The 18,031-nt window shown below is 68.3% G+C and carries 19 protein-coding genes; 14 read left to right on the forward strand and 5 right to left on the reverse strand.

Annotated elements, in window-relative coordinates:
- Positions 1 to 37: 37 nt before the first annotated feature.
- Positions 38 to 1,483 carry a MocR-like transcription factor YczR gene (gene yczR, locus G6N38_RS20910; protein ID WP_163749935.1) on the reverse strand — a complete coding sequence of 482 codons (1,446 nt, stop codon included), beginning with the start codon at positions 1,481 to 1,483 and terminating at the stop codon, positions 38 to 40.
- Positions 1,484 to 1,548: 65 nt separating this feature from the next.
- Between yczR and G6N38_RS20915 the strand changes: the two genes are divergently transcribed.
- The 8 genes from G6N38_RS20915 (at position 1,549) to G6N38_RS20950 (ending at position 7,671) form a co-directional block, all read left to right on the forward strand.
- Positions 1,549 to 1,716: a hypothetical protein gene (locus G6N38_RS20915; protein ID WP_163749936.1), complete on the forward strand. Its 168-nt coding sequence runs from the start codon at positions 1,549 to 1,551 to the stop codon at positions 1,714 to 1,716.
- Complete coding sequence (gene yczE, locus G6N38_RS20920) at positions 1,713 to 2,426, forward strand: membrane protein YczE (RefSeq protein WP_163749937.1); 714 nt, start codon at positions 1,713 to 1,715, stop codon at positions 2,424 to 2,426. Before G6N38_RS20915 ends, yczE begins: the two co-directional genes overlap by 4 nt.
- Positions 2,369 to 3,226, forward strand: a complete 858-nt coding sequence (locus G6N38_RS20925; RefSeq protein WP_163749938.1) for an ABC transporter ATP-binding protein — start codon at positions 2,369 to 2,371, stop codon at positions 3,224 to 3,226. Before yczE ends, G6N38_RS20925 begins: the two co-directional genes overlap by 58 nt.
- A 47-nt stretch (positions 3,227 to 3,273) precedes the next feature.
- Positions 3,274 to 4,038, forward strand: coding sequence for an NUDIX hydrolase (locus G6N38_RS20930; protein ID WP_246228066.1), 765 nt, complete (start codon positions 3,274 to 3,276; stop codon positions 4,036 to 4,038).
- A 1-nt stretch (position 4,039) separates the two neighbouring features.
- Positions 4,040 to 4,753: an enoyl-CoA hydratase gene (locus G6N38_RS20935; RefSeq protein ID WP_163749940.1), complete on the forward strand. Its 714-nt coding sequence runs from the start codon at positions 4,040 to 4,042 to the stop codon at positions 4,751 to 4,753.
- Positions 4,754 to 4,763: 10 nt separating this feature from the next.
- Entirely contained in the window at positions 4,764 to 5,732 is a 969-nt protein-coding gene (locus G6N38_RS20940) for a class I SAM-dependent methyltransferase (protein ID WP_163749941.1), read from the forward strand.
- Positions 5,690 to 6,910, forward strand: a complete 1,221-nt coding sequence (locus G6N38_RS20945) for a THUMP-like domain-containing protein (protein WP_407663007.1) — start codon at positions 5,690 to 5,692, stop codon at positions 6,908 to 6,910. Before G6N38_RS20940 ends, G6N38_RS20945 begins: the two co-directional genes overlap by 43 nt.
- Before the next feature lie 62 nt (positions 6,911 to 6,972).
- Positions 6,973 to 7,671 carry an esterase gene (locus G6N38_RS20950; protein ID WP_163749942.1) on the forward strand — a complete coding sequence of 233 codons (699 nt, stop codon included), beginning with the start codon at positions 6,973 to 6,975 and terminating at the stop codon, positions 7,669 to 7,671.
- Here the strand turns inward: G6N38_RS20950 and G6N38_RS20955 are convergent.
- A complete protein-coding gene (locus G6N38_RS20955) occupies positions 7,668 to 8,981 on the reverse strand; it encodes a BamB-related PQQ repeat family beta-propellar protein (protein WP_163749943.1) in 1,314 nt (437 codons plus the stop codon). The genes G6N38_RS20950 and G6N38_RS20955 overlap by 4 nt on opposite strands.
- Positions 8,982 to 9,035: 54 nt before the next feature.
- On the opposite strand from G6N38_RS20955, the gene G6N38_RS20960 reads away from it, so the two are divergent.
- Both G6N38_RS20960 and G6N38_RS20965 read left to right on the forward strand, forming a co-directional pair.
- Complete coding sequence (locus G6N38_RS20960) at positions 9,036 to 9,782, forward strand: acyltransferase (RefSeq protein WP_163749944.1); 747 nt, start codon at positions 9,036 to 9,038, stop codon at positions 9,780 to 9,782.
- 141 nt (positions 9,783 to 9,923) lie between these two features.
- Positions 9,924 to 10,358: an MPT63 family protein gene (locus G6N38_RS20965; RefSeq protein WP_170314231.1), complete on the forward strand. Its 435-nt coding sequence runs from the start codon at positions 9,924 to 9,926 to the stop codon at positions 10,356 to 10,358.
- A gap of 278 nt (positions 10,359 to 10,636) precedes the next feature.
- On the opposite strand, the gene G6N38_RS20970 is transcribed toward G6N38_RS20965, so the two are convergent.
- The 3 genes from G6N38_RS20970 to G6N38_RS20980 are packed head-to-tail and all read right to left on the reverse strand — an operon-like array spanning position 10,637 to position 14,270.
- Positions 10,637 to 11,869, reverse strand: a complete 1,233-nt coding sequence (locus tag G6N38_RS20970) for a glycosyltransferase family 4 protein (protein ID WP_163749946.1) — start codon at positions 11,867 to 11,869, stop codon at positions 10,637 to 10,639.
- On the reverse strand, positions 11,866 to 13,428 hold the full coding sequence (locus G6N38_RS20975) for a 1,4-alpha-glucan branching protein domain-containing protein (RefSeq protein WP_163749947.1): 1,563 nt from the start codon (positions 13,426 to 13,428) through the stop codon (positions 11,866 to 11,868). The genes G6N38_RS20970 and G6N38_RS20975 overlap by 4 nt, the downstream gene beginning before the upstream one ends.
- Positions 13,425 to 14,270, reverse strand: a complete 846-nt coding sequence (locus G6N38_RS20980; protein WP_407662787.1) for a class I SAM-dependent methyltransferase — start codon at positions 14,268 to 14,270, stop codon at positions 13,425 to 13,427. Before G6N38_RS20980 ends, G6N38_RS20975 begins: the two co-directional genes overlap by 4 nt.
- Before the next feature lie 136 nt (positions 14,271 to 14,406).
- On the opposite strand from G6N38_RS20980, the gene G6N38_RS20985 reads away from it, so the two are divergent.
- The 4 genes from G6N38_RS20985 to G6N38_RS21000 all read left to right on the forward strand — a co-directional run bounded on the left by G6N38_RS20985 (position 14,407) and on the right by G6N38_RS21000 (position 18,030).
- Positions 14,407 to 15,201, forward strand: a complete 795-nt coding sequence (locus G6N38_RS20985) for an electron transfer flavoprotein subunit beta/FixA family protein (RefSeq protein WP_163749949.1) — start codon at positions 14,407 to 14,409, stop codon at positions 15,199 to 15,201.
- Positions 15,202 to 15,245: 44 nt separating this feature from the next.
- On the forward strand, positions 15,246 to 16,202 hold the full coding sequence (locus G6N38_RS20990) for an electron transfer flavoprotein subunit alpha/FixB family protein (RefSeq protein ID WP_163749950.1): 957 nt from the start codon (positions 15,246 to 15,248) through the stop codon (positions 16,200 to 16,202).
- Between the two features lie 146 nt (positions 16,203 to 16,348).
- Positions 16,349 to 17,197, forward strand: a complete 849-nt coding sequence (locus G6N38_RS20995; RefSeq protein ID WP_163749951.1) for a GNAT family N-acetyltransferase — start codon at positions 16,349 to 16,351, stop codon at positions 17,195 to 17,197.
- Entirely contained in the window at positions 17,194 to 18,030 is an 837-nt protein-coding gene (locus G6N38_RS21000; RefSeq protein WP_163749952.1) for a lysophospholipid acyltransferase family protein, read from the forward strand. The genes G6N38_RS20995 and G6N38_RS21000 overlap by 4 nt, the downstream gene beginning before the upstream one ends.
- Position 18,031 lies beyond the last annotated feature (1 nt).

Here is an 18,031-nt window from a genome sequence, read left to right on the forward strand (position 1 = left end):
TTCACCGATAACCCGCACGCTCGGCGCGCGTATGGCGCTAGATCACCACGGCCCTGGCCTCAGGCGCGGCCGATCCGGTGATGCTGCCCCACGCCCGGCCGAGCAGCTCAACGGCCTCGGTCAGCTCGTTCTCGGGCAGTGCGAACGGAATTCGGACGAAACGTTCCAGGGTGCCGTCGACCCCGAAACGCGGTCCGGGTGGCAATTCGACACCCAGCCGCGATGCCGAGGCGCACATCGCCGAACTGACCGGGGCGGGCAGTTGCACCCACATCGACATCCCGCCGGTGCCAGGTAGCGGACGCCAGTCAGGCAGATGCTCGGTCATCAGGTCGAGCAGCAGCGCGCGCCGGCCGCGCAGGATATCCCGGCGTTCGGGCAGCACGTCGTCGGCCCGCTCGGTGAGAAGCCATGCCGCAGCGAGCTGTTCGATCACCGATGTGCCCAGGTCGATGGACGGGCGAACCGCCCGGATGGTTGCCAGCACGTTCGGCTCGGCCCTGATCCAGCCGATCCGCATCCCGCCCCAGAACGACTTCGACATCGAGCCGATGGTGATCACGAGGTCGGTGCGCGAGGTCATCGACGCGGCCACCGGCGGGGGCACCGGCTCGTCGAGCCAGACATCGGTCAACGTCTCGTCGATCACTGTGCGGGTGCGGGTCTCGGAGATGATGTCGGATAATCGCTTGCGATCGGCGGCTGGCATCGAGAACCCTGTTGGATTGTGATTGTCGGGCACCAGATAGGCCAGGGTCGGGGCGAGTTGGCGCACTGCGGCGTGCACGGCGTCGAGTTCCCAGCCGTCGGCGGTCATCGCGACGGGCACCGGCCGCGCCCCGGCGGTCGCTATCGCGGTGAGCACACCGTGATACGTGGGTTGCTCAACGAGTACTCGATCGCCGGGCTGAACGTAGGTCGTCAGGATCAGCGCAATCGCATGCTGTGCGCCGCTGGTCACCATGATTTGGTCGGCGGTAGTGGGAAGGCCTCTGGCGCAATAGCGTTCGGCGATTGCGGTACGAAGAGCCAACACCCCGTGCATGTCATGACCGGTGTGCTGCAGGTAGGACGCGGACTGACGGGCCGCCTCGGTGAATGCCTCCTGCACCGCGCTGGCCGGTGCAGCCAGGGCCGCGGCGGCCAGATTGATGACGGCAGGCGCATCGGCAGGTGCGGTCACGGGTGTGCGGGGCAGCGCGATCGTGCTGCGCGCGCCGCGGCGGGCATGCAGATAGCCGCTGTCACCCAATTCGGCGTAGGCCGCGGTGATCGTGGTGCGCGAGACCCGCAGCGTATCGGCCAGCGCGCGTTCACTGGGCAGGCGCGATCCGACTGGCAGCCGGCCGTCGACGATCAGCATGCGCAGTCCGTCGGCCAACGCCTGATATGTGGGTCCACTGCGGCTGGAAGTACGCCAGTTGCCCAATTCGCGCGCCAAAAGGTCCGGGTCGAGCGCCCTGGCCGCCATGGTTGTCGCCATTTGCATGCCAGTATGCGTCAACTGGCTATTGATCTGCAAGCCAGTCAGCGGAAAGCATGGTTGCCATGAGTACCTGGTTCTCCCGAGTGGCCCACCGGTTGTCGGCGTTGCTTGACGCCAATCACGGGCCGTGGAATCCGACAACGTCCGAATGGGACGACGTAGACGCCGACGTGCGCCGTCTGCGCGGTGACCTCGACGCCCTGCGGGTCCGCTTCTCCGACCACCGGTGAGACCGGCGCTGCGCGGCGTCGCCCTGCTGGTCGGGCTGGCCTGCTATGGCTTCTCGATGGCCATGATGGTGCGCGCCGGACTCGGCCTGGACCCGTGGGATGTGTTCCACCAGGGCCTGACCCGGCACACCCCGATGACCATCGGGGTGGCCTCGGCGGTTGTCGGTGTCGTTGTGCTGTTGGCGTGGATCCCGTTGCGGAACAAGCCCGGCATCGGCACCGTCGCCAACGTGATCGTCATCGCGATCACTGTCGACGCCGGACTGGCCGTGCTGGGCGCCCCGGAGTCGATGCCGGCCCGCGTCGCGCTGATGCTGGCTGCGGTCGTCCTCAATGCCGTGGCCACCGCGTTGTACGTGGGCGCCGGGCTTGGGCCCGGTCCCCGCGACGGGCTGATGACGGGATTGGTTGCGCGGACCGGTATTTCGGTGCGGCTGGTGCGCACCGCCATCGAGGCGACCGTGCTGACCGCGGGCTGGCTGCTCGGCGGAAGCGTCGGCGTCGGGACCGTCATCTACGCGTTGGGGATCGGACCCATGGTGCAACTAGTGCTGCGCCTCACGCCCAAGTCGACCCTGGCCGTCAGCGGTTGGGCACACATCGTCGGACACCCGGGAAATCGCGACGACCCCACACCGGCGGATCGAGACGAATGCGGCACGATGGTGCAGTGCCCGACGCCGCAGACGAGGTCGACCCCGACCTGCTGATCGACTTCCGGAGAGTATCGCTGCGCCGCGGGGGACAGGTCCTCGTCGGGCCCGTCACCTGGCAGGTCGAACTCGACGAACGCTGGGTGGTGATCGGCCCGAACGGCGCGGGCAAAACCTCGCTGCTGCGCATCGCGGCCGCGATGGAGCATCCGTCGTCCGGTACCGCTCACGTGCTCGGCGAGCGACTGGGCCGCACCGATATGGCCGAGTTGCGCCAGCGGGTCGGGCTCAGCAGCTCGGCGCTTTCGCAGCGGGTGCCCGACGACGAGGTGGTCCGCGATCTCGTCGTCTCGGCCGGCTATGCCGTGCTGGGCCGCTGGCGGGAGACCTACGAGGACGTCGACTACGGCCGAGCCGTCGACACGCTGGAGAGCGTCGGCGCCGAACACTTGGCCGAACGTACCTACGGCACCCTCTCGGAAGGCGAACGCAAGCGGGTGCTCATCGCGCGTGCGCTGATGACCGACCCCGAGCTACTCCTACTCGATGAACCCGCCGCCGGCCTGGACCTCGGCGGCCGTGAGGAATTGGTGGCCCGCCTTGGCGACCTGGCCGCCGATCCCGATGCGCCGGCGCTGGTGCTGGTCACCCACCACGTGGAGGAGATCCCGCCCGGCTTCAGCCATGCCCTGATCCTGTCCGAGGGCCAGGTGGTCGCCGGCGGGCTGCTGCATGACACCCTGACTGCGGAGAACCTGTCCACGGCGTTCGGGCAATCGATCGCGCTGGACATCATCGACGGCCGCTACTTCGCCCGGCGCGTACGCAGTCGCGCGGCCCACAGGAGGCGCTTGTGAGCGACGACACACCCGAGCCGCTGCCGGTCCGTCCGGCGGCGACGGTCATGTTGGTCCGGGACACCCCGGCTGGGATCTCGGTCTTCTTGATGCGCCGGCACCGCGCGATGGAGTTCGCCGGCGGCGTGATGGTGTTCCCCGGCGGCGGGGTCGATGACCGCGACCGCAACTCCGACATCGCCTGGTACGGCCCCGGACCGGACTGGTGGGCCGGGCGGTTCGGCATCGACGAGGACCTCGCCGAAGCGCTGGTGTGCGCCGCCGCGCGGGAGACGTTCGAGGAATCCGGCGTGCTGTTCGCCGGCCCGGCCGATGATCCCGACGGCATCGTCGCCGACGCGTCGATCTACCGCGACGCCCGTGGGGCTCTGGTCGACCGCAGCCTGTCGTTCTCCGAATTCCTGCGACGGGAAAACCTGGTGCTGCGCGCTGATCTGCTGCGGCCGTGGGCCAACTGGGTGACCCCCGAAGAGGAGCGCACCCGCCGCTACGACACCTACTTCTTCGTCGGCGCCCTTCCCGACGGCCAGCGCGCCGACGGGCACAACACCGAAGCCGAGCAGGCGGCGTGGGCCAGCCCCGAAGAGGCGCTTGAGGACTTCGCCGAAGCCCGGAGTTTCCTCCTTCCCCCGACCTGGACCCAGCTGGACTCGCTGGCCGGGCGCACCGTCGGCGAGGTACTCGCCCTGGAACGCCAGATCGTTGCCGTTCAGCCCAGCCTTGCTGTCCGCGAGGGTAATTGGGAGATCGAGTTCTTCAACAGTGACCGCTACAACGAGGCCCGCAACCGCCGGGCGCCGCAGGGCTACTGACGTGCGCGAGTTCGTCAGCATCCACGTCGGCGAGCAGCACCCTGGCATCGGGGTGCTGCTGGTGTCACGCCCGCCCACCAACGCGCTGACCCGGCAGACCTACCGGGAGCTGATCTCGGCGGCGGCTGAGCTGGCCGAGCGCGCCGACATCATCACGGTCGTCCTGTTCGGCGGACACGAGATCTTCTCCGTCGGCGACGACGTCCCCGAACTGCGCACGCTGAATCGGGCCGAAGCCGAAGCCGCCGACCTGCTGCGCCGCGAGGCGATCGACGCCGTCGCGGCGATCCCCAAGCCGACGGTCGCCGCCATCACCGGCTACGCGCTGGGCGCCGGACTGAGCCTGGCGCTGGCCGCCGACTGGCGGGTCAGCGGCGACAACGTCAAGCTGGGCGCCACCGAGATCCTGGCTGGTCTGGTCCCCGGCGGTGGTGGGGCGCAGCGGCTGGCCCGCGCGGTCGGACCGGCGCGGGCCAAAGACCTGGCGTTCAGCGGCCGGTTCGTCGATGCCAAGGAAGCACTGGGGCTCGGACTGATCGACGAGATGGTGGCGCCCGACCATGTCTTCGACGCCGCCGCGGTCTGGGCCGGCCGCCTCGTGGACGCTGCACCGAGCGCACTGGCCGGTGCCAAGGCACTGATCGACGGCCAGCTCGACGCCGGTGAGCAGGCGCAACGCTACGGTGAGGTCTTCGCCGCTGGCGATAGCAGTTAGGCTGCCCTGCATGAATTCGATCGACCCGGCCCCTAACCCGCATGCCACCGCGGAACAAGTCGAGGCCGCGCTCAAAGACAGCAAGCTGGCCCAGATTCTGTATCACGACTGGGAAGCCGAGAGCTACGACGACAAGTGGTCGATCTCCTACGACAAACGCTGCGTGGATTACGCCCGCAATCTGTTCGACGCCACCGTGCCGGCCGACGAACTGCGTGAGCTGCCCTACGACCGGGCACTGGAGCTGGGGTGCGGCAGCGGCTTCTTCCTGCTCAATCTGATCCAGGCCGGGGTGGCTCGGCGCGGCTCGGTGACCGACCTGTCGCCCGGCATGGTCAAGGTCGCCACCCGCAACGGCGAGAACCTGGGCCTGGACATCGACGGCCGGGTTGCCGACGCCGAAGGCGTTCCCTACGAGGACGACACGTTCGACCTCGTCGTCGGTCATGCCGTCTTGCACCACATTCCGGACGTGGAGAAGTCGCTGCGCGAGGTGGTCCGGGTGCTCAAGCCCGGCGGCCGGTTCGTGTTCGCCGGCGAACCCACCAGCGTGGGCAACACCTACGCGCGGTCGCTGTCGACGCTGACGTGGCGGGTCGCCACCAACGCCACCAAGCTGCCGGGCCTGGAGGGCTGGCGGCGGCCGCAGGCCGAACTCGACGAATCGTCTCGCGCCGCAGCGCTGGAAGCGGTCGTCGACCTGCACACCTTCGACCCCGACGACCTCGAGCGGATGGCCCGCAGCGCCGGCGCCATCGACGTGTCGACGGCGACGACGGAGTTCACCGCCGCGATGCTGGGCTGGCCGCTGCGCACCCTCGAGGCCGCGGTGCCGCCGGGCAAGCTGGGCTGGGGCTGGGCGAAGTTCGCGTTCAACAGCTGGATCGGCCTGAGCTGGGTCGACGACAACGTCTGGCGCCGGGTGGTGCCCAAGGGCTGGTACTACAACGTCATGATCACCGGGGTCAAACCGTCCTGACCTTCGGGCGCGACGATGTCAGCTACCTCACCAGCGACTCCGGTGCGGCGGCGCTGGCCGAGGTGGCCCGCTATCCGCTGACCGACGCCAGCCTGTTGGCCGACGTCACCGCCATCCGCAACCGGTACACCGACCGCGCCACCGCCCTGATCGAGACCACCCTGCTGCGCCGCAAGGCCGTCATCAAACTCGGCGAGCTGGGTGACGTGTCGGGGTGGCTGTTCACCGACGACGCCTTGCAGCAGGCCACCGCGGCGCCGGTGGCCCGGCACCGGGCCGCCCGGCTGGCCGGCGCGGTGGTGCACGACGCGACCTGCTCAATCGGCACCGAGCTGGCCGCCCTGCGGTCGACCGCGGCCATGCTCGTCGGCAGCGATATCGACGAGGTGCGCCTGGCGATGGCCCACCACAACGTTCCGGATGTGGCGCTGTGCCGTGCCGATGCGCTGCGCCCGGTGAGCCGCGACGCCGTGGTGCTACTCGATCCGGCCCGCCGATCCGGTGGGCGGCGCCGCTTCGACCCGCGCGACTACGTACCACCGCTGGACGGGCTGCTCGACGCTTATCGCGGCCGGGCGACCGTGGTGAAATGCGCGCCCGGAATCGATTTCGACGCCGTCCGCCAACTGGGCTTCGACGGCGAGATCGAGGTGACCTCGGCCGGCGGTTCGGTGCGGGAGGCCTGCTTGTGGTCGGCGCAGCTGGCCGAACCGGGAGTGCGGCGCCGGGCATGTGTGCTGGACCGCGACGAGGTCGTCACCGACGCCGACCCCGACGACTGCCCGGCCGGCCCCGCCGGACGGTGGATTGTGGATCCCGACGGCGCGGTCGTGCGCGCCGGGCTGGTCCGGCACTATGCCGCCCGGCATGGGCTGTGGCAGCTCGACCCCGATATCGCCTATCTCAGTGGCGATCACGTGCCCGCCGGAGTCCGCGGATTCGAGGTGCTCGACGAACTCCCGCTGCGGGACAAGGTGTTGCGGCGGGCGCTGTCGCAGCACGATTGCGGGCAGCTGGAGATCCTGGTGCGCGGAGTCGACGTGGACCCCGATGCGTTGCGGCGCCGGCTGCGCCCGGCGGGGCACACGTCGATATCGCTGGTGATTACCCGGATCGGCTCGGGCGCAGGCGAACGCACTTCTGTGTTCCTGTGCCGACCCGCTGCCGCAGTGCGTTAGCCGCGGGTACGCTGGCGGCGACGGCGCTGGTGCCGTCTTCACAGCGCGAGGATCATCGACGAATGCGCATTCTCACCCTGAGCGCACTGCTGGCCGCGGGCGTTCTCCTGGGCGAGCACAGCATCGCGGTATCCGGTGCGCAGACCGACTGCGCGGCGTTCGGCGGAGTCGTAGAGGCCGACAACGTCTGCCATGTGCACAGCAGTGCAGCCAGCTACACGATGGATCTGCGGTTCCCCACCAACTACGTTGACGAGCAAGCCGTCATCGATTACGTGACGCAGAGCCGCGACGGATTCACCAACGTCGCGGAAATGCCCGCAGTGCGCAACATGCCCTACGAGATGGATGTCACCTCACAGTCATTCACCTCAGGTCCGCCCGCCGGCGGCACCCAGAGTGTGGTGCTCAGGCTGTTCCAGGACATCGGTGGCGCGCACCCGACGACCTGGTACAAGGCGTTCAACTACGATGTGGCGCATAAGAAACCGGTCACCTTTGACACCCTGTTCGCGCCGGATGCCAAGGCCGTCAACGCGATATTCCCCATCGTGCAACGCGATCTGGAGCGGCAGACCGGTCTGACCGGCGTCATCGCCACCAGCGACGGGCTGGATCCGTCGCACTACCAGAACTTCGCGGTCACCGACGACGCGGTGCTCTTCTTCTTCAGCCAGGGGGAGTTGCTGCCGTCGGACGCCGGGGCCACAACGGCGACGGTGCCGCGGGCGGCGCTGCCGCCGCTGCAACTCGGCGGCTAGGCAGGATCGAAGCTGTACAGCTGGCCCGCGCTGGTCGCCACCACCACTGCGCGATCCAGGCCCACTGACACCCCAAGCGGGAAGCCATCAGCCTCTGGGAGTGGGTAGCTGTTGAGGGTGCGGCCGTTGGTGGGATCGAACACCAGCAACGACAAACCCGATGGGCTGGCGACCACCGTGTAGGCCACCGGACCAGCCTGACTCGGCGAGCTCAGCGGCGTGACGTCGTCGCGGCGCCAGGCGATGTCGGCGTGGTTACCGGTGTCCTTGAGCGCGACCAGATGAGTGTTCGGCCCGCCACCGACGACGATCAGTCCGTCGGGTGACACCGATGGCGGGGTCTGCGGCAGAAAGTCCAGCGGCACAGACCATTTCGCCTTCCCATCCGAGGTGTTCAGTGCCCACAGCTTGTGGTCGCGTCCGGTGACGTACACGGTGGTGCCATCGGCGGAGGCCACCGGTGCGGCCAGCACGCCGGCGGCGATGGCGTCGGTGGTCCACTCGCGGGTGAGCAGTGGGGTCTGGCCCGGGTGGTACGCCAGGCCGACGAGCGTCGAGGCCTTGGCGCCCGGCTGCCACAGGCTCACCACAATCATGTGGGTAGCCGCGGCGTATGCCGGCGGCGCTGACACCGGGCACCCCGGCAGTGCATGGGCGCAGTCGGCCAGCCCGCGGGTGGAATCGGTCGGGTCGAGCCCATCGACCAGATCCAGCGGAGTTCCGGTCACGTCGCCGCGATGCGAGTCGAAGACCAGCACCTGCCCGAGATGGGTGACCGCCAGCAGTTGGCGGCCACCGACAAATCGTGCGGTGGTGGGCATCCCGATGACATTTTGGCGCCAGCGGATCCACTGCGTCGGCGGGTAGGCCTGCATCATGCCCGGCTGGCCGATGAACAGGTTGTCGAACTGGTCGAACAGCGGGCTGGCGAATCCGCCGCCCAGCACCATGCGGGTGCACCAGCGTTGCCGGCCGTTGTTGTCGTTCTCCCACACCATCAGCGAGCACCCGCCGGCGGTCTGACCGTTCACGGCCAGGTAGCTGGTGTCGCCCAGTGCGGCTCCGGCGCCGAGCTCACCCTTGACCGACCGGCTCCACTTCAGCCGCAGCGCGGGAGCCCCGCCGGTGGCGGTGTAGCTGCTATTGGCGGCATCGCCGTACTGGGCCGACCAGCCGTGCGCCGCGGTGGAGTCGACCCAGGAGTCGGTGTTGTCGCACCCGGCCAAGCCGGTCACGACCAGCGCGGCCGACGCCGACACCAGCAATCGCCGCAGCACCCGTGTCACCTTCCCATCGCGCCATCGCGCCATCAGACAGTACAGGCGAGGGTAACCCGTCCCGTCGCTCCGTTAGGCTCTCAGCCCATGACGACGATGTGGGGCTCGCCGATCCACAAGCGGTGGAAGGGTTCGCGCCTACGTGATCCGCGCCAGGCCAAGTTCCTGACCAGGGAATCGCTGCGGTGGGTCATCGCCAACCGGGCGTATACGCCGTGGTACTTGGTGCGCTACTGGCGGCTGCTGAAGTTCAAGCTGGCCAACCCGCACGTCATCACCCGCGGCATGGTGTTCCTGGGTAAGAACGTCGAGATCCACGCCACGCCGGAACTGGCGCAGTTGGAGATCGGCCGCTGGGTGCACATCGGCGACAAGAACACCATCCGCGCCCATGAAGGCTCGCTGCGGTTCGGCGACAAGGTGGTGCTGGGCCGCGACAACGTCATCAACTGCTACCTGGACATCGAGCTGGGTGATTCGGCGCTGATGGCCGACTGGTGCTACGTCTGCGACTTCGACCACAAGATGGACAACATCGAAATGCCGATCAAGGACCAGGGCATCATCAAGGGCCCCGTGCGCATCGGCCCGGACACGTGGATCGCGGCCAAGGTGACCGTGCTGCGGGGCACCACGATCGGACGCGGCTGCGTCCTCGGGGCGCACGCCGTGGTCAAGGGCGACATCCCGGATTTCTCCATCGCCGTCGGCTCGCCGGCCAAGGTGGTCAAGAACCGCAAACTGGCCTGGGACACCTCCGCGGCGCAGCGCGCGGAGCTGGCCGCTGCGCTGGCGGATATTGAGCGGAAGAAGGCCTCTCGTCTAGAGGCTTAGGTCAACACAGGGCGGGTCTTTGGGCACTATGGTCCGGCGCTGGTCTGGAGTTATGCCAGATGCGTCCATTCACGTCTCCTCGGGGAGGGCCCTGTGACGATCTCCAGAATCATCAAGGCAGTACTGGCCACCGCGGTGAGCATGCTCATCGTGCTGGCGGCCGCACCGTTCTCGGCGGCGGCCGACTATCCCATCGTCGGCAAGCTGGGTAGCCCGCTGACGATGACCGACAGTGTCGGCCAGGTCCGCTTGACCTGGACGGTCGGCGGCCTCAAACCGTCCAACGACGTGATGCCCGGCTACCCGGTTGCCGGCCAGCTCTGGGAGGCGACCGCCACTGTCAACGCCCTGGATGGTCCGGTCACCCCGGCGATTTCGCAGTTCAATGCCGTTGCCCCAAACCAGGCTGCCTACCGGGTGCTGTGGATGGTCGCCGCCCCGTCGAATATCAGCGGTGGGACCATCCCGCCGGGCGCGACAGCGACGGGCAAGATCCACTTCGACGTCACCGGACCGGCGCCGACCACGGTCACCATGAACAACGGCATGCAGGACCTGCTGATCTGGACGCCCTGACCGGCGTGCATGACGAACCCCAGCGCCAGCTCCGAGAGGCTCGCGTGGGCTCTCATTCACTGTGGTGGGATGTCGCCCGCTGATGCTCCGAAAGGTGATGTGGGCGACCGTTCGTCGGCAGAGCCACGGTGCTGATCTTGGGCAACGTCCGGTCCGAGCCTTCGACCGCAGACGGAGGCACGACACTTAGGTGTCTCGGTGCCGCGACTCGAGGCGGGGGAACCGAACTTCGCCCGCCAAGGGAAGGGCTAAGCCGCAGTCAACCGGGAACCTCCAGCTCAGCGCCCCGGCAGGGCGTGCTCGATGATCGGTCTGCGTGGCAGCGGATCGCGTTCGTGGCGCTTGGCGGCCAGATAGACCTGGGCAGTCTCGGAGGCCACGGTGTGCCAGTCGAAATCGGATGTCAGCCGGGCCCGTGCGGCGGTCGCCCGCTGTTGTGCCGCAACAGGATCGTCGAGGACGCGGCGCACCGCGTCGGCCAGCGCCGTGACGTCGCGCGGTGGGAAGGACACCCCGGTCTCGCCGTCGATGACCGCCTCGCCGAGTCCGCCCGCGTTGGAGGTGACCAGCGGCGCGCCGGCTGCGGCGGCTTCGAGGGCGGCGATGCCGAACGGTTCGTAGTGGCTGGGCAGCACTGCGGCGTCGGTCTGGTGCAGCAGGCGCAGCAGCTCGTCGTGGTCGACCCGACCGGCGAAGCGAACTGCCTTGAGCACCTTGTGCTTTCGCGCCACCTCGACCAGCCAGTCCTGCTGGGTGCCGTCACCGGCGATCGTCAGTGTGGTGCCGGGATGGGTGCGCCGGATCCGGGGGAGTGCCGCGATCGCCTCGTGCACGCCCTTCTCGTATTCCAGCCTGCCGATGTACAACAGCTCGGGCGGTCCGGTGCGGGCCCGGCGGGGTGCGAACGGCCAACGGCTCGAATCGATTCCGTTGCGGATGACGACGATCTCGCCCAGGTCCGGGCCGAACAGATCAGAGATCTCGTCCGACATCGAGGCCGAGCAGGCGATCAGTGAATCGGACTCGCGGACGAACCATGACTCCACGGCGTGCACCTGGCGGCTGATCTGTCCGGACACCCAGCCGGAATGCCGGCCGGCTTCGGTGGCGTGCACGGTGGAAACCATTGGTACATCGAAGAATTCGGCCAGTGCGATCGCGGGGTGGGCGACCAGCCAGTCGTGGGCGTGAACGATGTCGGGCTGCCAGCCCTTCGCCTGCAAGGTCAGCCCGGCGCGGGTCATGGCGTGACCCATGGCCAGCGTCCACGCCATCAGGTCGCGGCCGAAATCGAACTCGTGCGGGTCCTGAGCGGCGGCGATCACCCGCACACCCTCGTGGACCTCGTCGGTGGTGGGGTGCGTGCTGGGGTCGGTGCCCGACGGGCGGCGCGACAGCACCACCACGTCGTGTCCGTCGGCGGCCAGCGCCGTCGCCAACTGGTAGACGTGCCGGCCCAAGCCGCCGATGATCACCGGCGGATATTCCCAGGACACCATCAGGATTTTCACGACAGCCGCCTCGCGTCCAGGGCGCCGAACAGCCCATCGGCCCGGTTCCAGCCGGCGGCCAGCCGCTCGGCTGCGTCGCGCCGCCCCGATGCCAGCGCGTCGGAGATCTCCCGGGTGGCGTGGGCGTGCAGATGCGCGCGGTAGCGGGCGTAATCGGCGGCGGAATCCTTGCTGACCATGAACGGCCAGTCGCTGGACACGGTCAGCAGTGTCTCGCGCAGGATTTGGTCGGCGACGAAGTCCCGGCTGGGCGCGCTGTGCGCCAGTGCCTTATCGACGGTCGCCAGTGCGGTGTCGACGACCTCGGTGTTGAGCTGGACCAGATCGGCCACCTGCTCACCGGACCAGACCTGCCAGTCCTTGCCGGATCCCCATGAGCTGGGGGGCAATTCGACGGGTGCGCCGACGAACCCGGCCGACAATGCGTCGTTGAGGGTGCCGACCCGCACCCCGGCTTCTGGCAGCGCGCGCAACAGCCGCTCCAGCCAGAGCGGCCCCTCGTACCACCAGTGCCCGAACAATTCGGTGTCGAAGGCGGCCACCACATGTGCGGGACGGCCGATCCGTTCCGACTCGGAGATCAGCCGCTGGCGCACCAGGGCGACGAAGTCGGCCACGTGGGCGTCGATTGCCTTGTCGGCGCGTTGCGGGTCGTAGGGCGCTTTGGCGTCGGAGTCGACGTTGCGGCCGGTGACCCGTGCCGGCTTGAGCCCGGTGAGGTGGTCGTAGGTGTGGAAGTCCCGGTAGGCGGCGTGTCCGGGGTAACCCGACTTCGGCGACCAGACCCGGTAGCTGACTTGAAGGTCGCGGCCGAACGCCACCACATTCGTCGATCCGACCGGCCGGCCGAGCGCGGTGTCACCGTGCAGCGAGGGTCCGTCGACCATGAAGTGTCCGACGCCTGCGGCGGCGTAGTCGTGTTCCATGCCTGGGGCGTAAGCACATTCGGGCGCCCAGATGCCCTTCGGTGTGTGGGCGAAGCGCTGGCCGGCGTCGGCCAGTCCCTCGCGCAGCGCGAACTCGCGCAACCGGGGATTGAGCAGCGGCTGGAACGGATGGGCCAGGGGACCGCCCAGTAGTTCGACGGTGCCGGCATCGATCAGCTCACGCAGTAGCGGGCTACCGCCGTGCCGCCACAGGGTGCCGAATTCCTCGATCGCCCGTCCGGCTTCGTCGTATTCCCGAATGCCGAACTCGCGCAAGGCTTCCGCGGTGTTGGCGGTGCCGGCCTCTGCTCCGGTCGGGGTGCGCAGAGTGGCGGCCTCCAGCGCCCGCAGCTGCCAGTTGGCCAGCCAGCGGTGCATGCCGTCCAAACAATAGGGATCGTCGAGCTGGGCGGTGACCACGGGCGTCATGCCCAGGGTGAGCACGCCGCGGCGGCCTTCGGCGGCCAGCGAGCGCAGCACCCGCATCAGCGGGAGGTAAGCCGCCGACCATGATTGGTAGAGCCATTCCTCGCCGACGGGCCAGCGGCCGTGATGGGCCAGCCACGGCAGGTGGGTGTGCAGGACCAGAGTGAACTGCCCGGGCACCTGCCCCGAAATTGCCTCTTGCCTCATACGCGTACCGCGATCGCCACCAGATCCAGGCTGTCATCGATATTGCGCTCTCCCGCGTGGAGCAGGTCGAAGTCCTCGCAGCGCACGGCCGCCACATCGGCCAGCAGGTCATCGGACCATGCGGCGTCGGCCAGCGCCCGCGCGATCTGGGCGTCGATGATCGAGCCGCCGTGGCGCTCGTCCATCGCGACCAGGCCGGAACCATGAAAGACCCCACTCATCGAGCGCATAACGAAGCCGCCGTCGGTCAGCAGCTCTTCCAGTTCGGCGGCGTTGAGCTCGCGGGTGTGGAACGGGTTGATCGGGGTGTCGCGGCCGGGGGAGAAGGTGATCCGATTGGGGGTCGACATCAGCAACAAACCGCCAGGTCGCAGCACCCGCGCGCACTCGGCGACAAACTGTGGCTGATCCCACAAATGCTCGATGACCTGGAAGTTCACCACAACGTCAACTGAAGCGTCGGGCAGCGGAAGCGCGGCCAGGTTGCCGGCGAGCATGGTGACCCGGGGGTAGCGGGCTTGCACGTGGGCCACTGTTGCCTCGTCGTAGTCCACGGCGACCACCCGGGCGGCCACCGAGGCGATCAGGTCGGCCCCGTAGCCCTCGCCGCAGCCCGCCTCGAGTACCTCACGACCTGCGCAAAGGTCCAACAGGCGGCGGTAGACCACCTCATGGCGGCGGAACCAGTAGTTCTCTTCCGCGAGCCCGGGGATGGTCCGCTCGCCGGTCAGCGGTAAACCGCCCTCACCTGCGTCAGTCACGAATGTGCTCATTGCAAGGCAGGCTAACCCGAAGTTGGCTGTTCGCGAACTGCACGGTACCGATGGGCTGCTAGAACACAAACTTCGACCAGCTATGGTGTTCGTGCGAACCACTCTAAGTTACCCATCAGTAACATGATGTGAGTTGCGGAATGACCAAAAAGTCTTGCGACCTTGCCTGGTCGCAGGACGCCTGCCAGGAGGACGTAGAAGACTCATGACGAACATCGTGGTCCTGATCAAACAGGTCCCAGACACGTGGTCCGAGCGCAAGCTGTCCGACGGTGACTTCACGCTCGATCGCGACGCTGCCGACGCCGTGCTGGACGAGATCAACGAGCGCGCCGTCGAAGAGGCCTTGCTGATCAAGGAGCGGGAAGGGGACGCGGGCGGAACAGTCACCGTGCTGACCGCCGGCCCGGAGCGCGCCACCGAGGCGATCCGCAAGGCGCTGTCGATGGGCGCCGATAAGGCCGTACATCTGCTCGATCCGGGCCTGCATGGCTCCGACATGGTCCAGACCGGTTGGGCCCTGGCCCGTGCGCTGGGCGCCATCGAGGGCACCGAGCTGGTCATCGCCGGTAACGAGGCCACCGACGGCACCGGCGGGGCGGTCCCGGCGATCATCGCCGAGTACCTCGGCCTGCCCCAGCTGACGCACCTGCGCAAGGTGACCGTCGAGGGCGGCAAGATCACCGGCGAGCGGGAGACCGACGAAGGCGTGTTCACCGTGGAGGCAACGCTCCCCGCGGTCATCAGCGTCAACGAGAAGATCAACGAGCCGCGCTTCCCGTCCTTCAAGGGCATCATGGCCGCGAAGAAGAAGGAAGTGGCCACCCTGACGTTGGCCGAGATCGGTGTCGACGGCGACGAGGTCGGTCTGGCCAACGCCGGTACGACGGTGGTGGCGTCCACGCCGAAGCCGCCGAAGACCGCAGGCGAGAAGATCACCGACGAGGGCGAAGGCGGCAAGAAGATCGCCGAATACCTGGTCGCCCAAAAGATCATCTAATTCCTTCCCCGGACCAACAGAGAAGAACAAGAGGCTAAACAGCTATGGCTGAAGTACTTGTGCTCGTTGAGCACTCCGAAGGTGCGGTGAAGAAAGTCACCGCCGAGCTCATCACCGCCGCCCGCACGTTGGGCGAGCCCGCCGCCGTCGTGATCGGTGCCCCCGGCACCGCCGCGCCGCTGGTCGACGATCTCAAGGCGGCCGGTGCGGCAAAGATCTATGTCGCCGAGTCGGCCGACGCCGAGGGCTACCTGATCACCCCCTTCGTCGACGTTCTGGCGTCGCTGGTGGAGTCGGCCAGTCCGGCCGCCGTGCTGCTGGCTGCCAATGCCGACGGCAAGGAGATTGCCGGCCGGTTGGCCGCCCGCACCGGTGCGGGCGTGCTGTCCGACGTCGTCGAGGTCAAGGAGGGCGGCAAGGGCGTCCACTCGATCTTCGGCGGCGCCTACACCGTGGAGGCTCAGGCCAACGGTGACGCACCGGTGATCACCGTCCGTCCTGGCGCCGTCGAAGCCGCGCCTGCGGCCGGCGCCGGCGAGCAGGTCAGCGTCGAGGTGCCGGCCCAGGCCGAGAACGCCACCAAGATCACCAAGCGCGAGCCCGCCGTGGCCGGCGACCGCCCGGAGCTCACCGAGGCCAGCGTCGTGGTCTCCGGTGGCCGTGGTGTCGGCAGCGCCGAGAAGTTCTCGGTCGTCGAGGACCTGGCCGACTCGCTGGGTGGCGCCGTCGGTGCATCGCGTGCCGCCGTCGACTCCGGCTACTACCCGGGCCAGTTCCAGGTGGGCCAGACCGGCAAGACGGTCTCGCCCCAGCTGTACATCGCGCTGGGCATCTCCGGGGCGATCCAGCACCGCGCCGGTATGCAGACGTCGAAGACGATCGTCGCGGTGAACAAGGACGAGGAAGCGCCGATCTTCGAGATCGCCGATTACGGCATCGTGGGCGACCTGTTCAACGTCACCCCGCAGCTGACCGAGGCGGTCAAGGCCCGCAAGGGTTAATCGCAGCTCAACGGCTGTAGCTTCCAGCGGCCCCCGCACGTCGTTCTGGCGTGTCGGGGGCCGTCGCTTTTATTGGTCATCGAGAGTGCACGAACACGTCACGCGGGCGTTGACATCCCGCCGAACGCCTCGGCAACCGTTGCCCTATGAGCACTGCCTCTGTACTCATAGCTCCTGACCAGAACGAGACCGCCGCCGTGGGCGACCCCCGCTACTCGCTGCTGCTGTCCACCAACCCCACCCTGATCGAGGCGGCCCAGCGGCTGCGTTATCAGGTGTTCACCACCGAACCCGGTTACGCGCTCTCAGATGGCGACGGTCGCTCCCCGGGTCTGGATGCCGACCGGTTCGACGAATTCTGCGACCACCTGCTGGTCCGGGAGGACACCTCCGGCGAACTGGTCGGTTGCTACCGCATGCTGCCGCCGCCTGGTGCCATTGCCGCTGGAGGTCTTTACACAGCAACGGAATTCGATGTCAGCGCACTGGACGAGTTGCGGCCCTCACTGGTGGAGATGGGTCGCGCGGTGGTGCGTACCGACCACCGCAACGGTGCGGTGGTGCTGCTCATGTGGGCCGGCATCCTGGCCTACCTGGACCGCTGCGGCTACGACTACGTCACCGGATGCGTCTCGGTGCCCACCCATGGCCAAGGTGCTCCAGGTTCTCAGATCCGAGGGGTGCGCGACTTCGTGCTGCGCCGCCACGCCGCCGCGGCCGAGCACACGGTCCACCCGTATCGACAGGTCGTGCTGGACGGGGTCGGACTCGACGACATCGCGCCGCCGGCCCGACCGACGATCCCGCCCCTCATGCGCGGCTACCTGCGCTTGGGTGCCCGGGTCTGCGGTGAACCGGCCCACGATCCCGAGTTCGGCGTCGGCGATTTCCCGGCCCTGCTGGACAAGCGGCAGGCCGACGTCCGCTACCTCACCCGGTTGCGGTCGGTATCGGCGGCCGGCGAGATGGCCGGCGGGATGAGGGAGACGGCATGACCGTGCAGGATCACGCCTGGCTGCCACGGGCGCTGTGTGACGACAGCTGTGTGCGCGCCGGCGGCGCTCCGCCGTCGCGGCGGGTGATCGCGGCGGTGCGTGCGACGCTGCGCATCTCGGCTGCGCTGGTTCTGTTGATGATGGTGCCGCTGCTGGCGGTTCCGATGCCCGGCCGGGGTCGCGTGCAGCGGCGGTACTGCCGGACATTCCTGCGCTGCCTCGGTGTACGAATCACGGTGTCGGGCGGCCCCATTCGCAATCTGCGGGGTGTCCTGGTGGTCAGCGGTCACGTCTCGTGGATCGACATCTTCGTCATCGGTTCGGTGCTGCCAGGCGCCTTCGTCGCGCGGGCCGACCTGATCGACTGGCCTGCCGTCGGGCTGGCCGCACGGATCATGAAGGTGATCCCCATCGACCGTGCCAGCCTGCGCAGGCTGCCGCAGGTGGTCGCGCAGGTGGCCGATCGGCTGCGCAACGGGCAGACGGTCGTCGCCTTCCCGGAGGGCACCACCTGGTGCGGGCTGGCCTACGGGCAGTTTCGTCCGGCGATGTTCCAGGCCGCCGTGGACTCGGGCCGACCGGTTCAGCCGCTGCGGCTGACCTATCACCACCGCGACGGACGGCCCTCGACAGTGGCGGCGTTCGTCGGTGACGACACGCTGTGGCAGTCGCTGAGCCGCACGGTTCGGGCCCGGTTGACCGTCGTCGACGTCGAGGTCGCGTCCCTGGAACTGCCCGGGGTCGACCGGCGCGAACTGGCCGCTCGCTGCGAGGTGGCCGTGCGCGGGCAGATCGCGCGGTGCTTCGAGCACTCCCACGCCCTGGCGGGATAGG

It is taken from the genome of Mycolicibacterium helvum (assembly GCF_010731895.1).
GTDB classification, from domain to species: Bacteria; Actinomycetota; Actinomycetes; order Mycobacteriales; family Mycobacteriaceae; genus Mycobacterium; species Mycobacterium helvum.